4 protein-coding genes and 1 pseudogene are annotated in these 2,412 nt (G+C 40.8%); all 5 read left to right on the forward strand.

The window, feature by feature from the left end:
• Window positions 1-423 precede the first annotated feature (423 nt).
• The 5 genes and pseudogenes from FJR37_RS25425 (at window position 424) to FJR37_RS27530 (ending at window position 2,317) form a co-directional block, all read left to right on the forward strand.
• The gene (locus FJR37_RS25425) at window positions 424-630 is read left to right on the forward strand and encodes a hypothetical protein (protein WP_039205268.1); all 207 of its coding nucleotides are present in this window, start codon (window positions 424-426) and stop codon (window positions 628-630) included.
• A gap of 79 nt (window positions 631-709) precedes the next feature.
• Window positions 710-844 (forward strand): annotated as a pseudogene (locus tag FJR37_RS27320) (Txe/YoeB family addiction module toxin); the annotation flags it as partial.
• Window positions 845-1,020: 176 nt separating this feature from the next.
• Window positions 1,021-1,455 (forward strand): type II toxin-antitoxin system VapC family toxin, encoded by a 435-nt coding sequence (locus FJR37_RS25435; protein WP_168467455.1) that lies wholly within the window; start codon window positions 1,021-1,023, stop codon window positions 1,453-1,455.
• 406 nt (window positions 1,456-1,861) lie between these two features.
• Entirely contained in the window at window positions 1,862-2,032 is a 171-nt protein-coding gene (locus FJR37_RS25440; RefSeq protein ID WP_168204483.1) for a hypothetical protein, read from the forward strand.
• Window positions 2,033-2,194: 162 nt separating this feature from the next.
• Entirely contained in the window at window positions 2,195-2,317 is a 123-nt protein-coding gene (locus tag FJR37_RS27530) for a hypothetical protein (protein ID WP_256366906.1), read from the forward strand.
• Window positions 2,318-2,412 lie beyond the last annotated feature (95 nt).

Below are 2,412 nucleotides of genomic sequence, written 5' to 3' on the forward strand. Positions count from 1 at the left end.
CCCATTCTGAATGAGGAGAGTTTCAAATTCATCAAAAGTTAGATTTTCTGGACTATTTTGAATTTAATTTGCGATCGCTTGTGGGGATGTGGGAATGCGATAGCGTAAGCGCTGCTGCAAGCAGTTCGCTGTTTTAGGGTAGGGGATGTGGGAGGTGCGATCGCCGCAGGCATCGCACAAATATACTCAAAACGGCTAGAATCTGGACTTTTTTATCATACAAAGAATAAGGTTCAAAGCCTCTCCAGTATTAAATATTATTCCTTTTCCCTCTCATCTTAGAAGAGGGTTAGGGAGAGGTGCAAAGGAGAGGTTTACCAGAGGGGTTTCATATTTGGTTAAACTATGAACCGTTTGCAGTATAGCTCATAAAAACTTTTGCGGTTATAATTATTAGTAATATGGTAAGTTATATTAGCTACTATGACTAACACATTACAATACATCTGTGATTCAGAAGGTCAAACAGTTTCTGTAGTTGTTCCCATTGCCATTTGGCAAGAAATAATGGCTGAGAGAGAAACTGCTTATTTGTTGAGCAGTCCAGCCATGAAAGCGAGATTACTTACCGCTAGAAAACGTCAAGATGGAATTTCTTTGGAAGCAACCTGTGAGAAACTTGGAATTTGATGCAGATGCTTTTGAGGATTTAGCTTGGTGGATCGAAAGCGACCGTAAAAAGCATTAAAAATCATCAAACTCATTTGAAGGCACAGGACAACCTGAAGCACTAAAACACGATCTATCTGGCTGCTGGTCACGACGAATCGATCAAGAACATCGTCTGGTTTATGAAGTCTTAGAAGATAAAATCAGAATTCTTGCCTGCCGGTTTCACTACTGAAAATTGCTTTTTGGGGGTGTGGGAGGGCGATAGCGTAAGCGCTGCTGCAAGCAGTTCGCTTTTTGGGATGATGGGATGCGATCGCTTTTTTGGGATGATGGAAGAGCGACCTAGTAATCGGTTGTTCGTAGCAATCATATAGTAAGATAATAAATAATTTTTTTACGTATTTAATAATGATTGAAAGTCTATATCTTGATACCAGTATTATTGGCTATCTAACAATTAGACCAAGCACTAATCTAATTACTGCTTCAAATTCAGTAATTACACAAAATTGGTGGGATACTCGTCGGGAAAATTTTACTCTATATATTTCGGAAGTAGTTCTAGAAGAATTAGCCAGAGGAGATCAAGAAATAGCTACTAAACGACTGGATTTAATAAGTGAGTTACCATTATTAGCACTCAATGAAGCAGTGGAAGAATTAGCCCAGCAATTTCTGACAAAAAGCAATCTTCCTCCTAAAGCATCTGATGATGCCTTGCATATTGCCTTAGCCACTGTTTATAAAGTAGATTATTTGTTAACATGGAACTGTAAACATATTGCCAATGCACAAATCCAGAAAAAACTCTCACAAATTAGTATTGAATCTGGATGTCAGTAACCCAGCCCTAAAGGGATTGGGCTTGCAAGAGTAATCAAGCAAGCCGTACTGACCAGACCACCCTGAGTTTACTCTCATGGTAGCCGTTATTTGAGTCACGACACCCCGGAATGCGAAGCTAGTTCCCTGCTCTGTCGCTTGTGATTAAACAGTTCTAAGGTCACTGGAACAGTGTTGCAAGCCTAACAAGCTCTTATAACAGGTCGAAGCTAACATTACCCCAGAAATGGGAGTTGGTTTCCAGATTCCAATCAAAAATCTGGTTTCAATTTTAATATCCACAGCGGTTAAAACCGCTCGTGTCGTTTCCCTCTCAGGTCTAAAGACGCGCTCGTTTCCCACTTACCGGGTGTTCTTATGAACTACCAACGATTTGTACACCTTATGAACTTATGGGAGATTAAATATGTGGAAAGATGAAGTATTGGAAGAAATTTACAAAATCCGAGAAGAACACGCTAAATCTTTTAATTATGATTTGCATGAAATTTGTCAAGATTTAAGAAAAAAACAGGTAGCTAAAAACAGAAAAGTTATTACTCAGCCGCTCGTAACATTATCATCCTCAACTAAATAGGCTCGCTGTTGTAAGGGATGATGGGATGCGATAGCGAAGCGCTGCTGCAAGCAGTTCGCTGTTGTAGGGGATGTTGGGAGGTGCGATCGCTGTTTGGGGGATATGGGATGCGATGGCTTTTTGGGATGATGGGAGTGCGATCGCTGTTTTGAGGATGTGGGAGTGCGATCGCTTTTAGGATGTGGGAGAGCGATCGCTGTTTTGGGGATGTGGAAGGGCGATCGCTTTTGTGGGGATGTGGGATGCGATCTCTGTTCTGTAGTGGTGGGAAATGCGATCGCTTGATAAAATAGAAGTAACTTAAAGTTACAGGATAAACAAATAAATGATCACATTAGAAATGGCGATAGCTTTGCTCGCCGCAGGCATCGCTCCAAAAT

It is taken from the genome of Aphanizomenon sp. UHCC 0183, assembly GCF_009712065.1.
Classification (GTDB): Bacteria; Cyanobacteriota; Cyanobacteriia; order Cyanobacteriales; family Nostocaceae; genus Dolichospermum; species Dolichospermum heterosporum.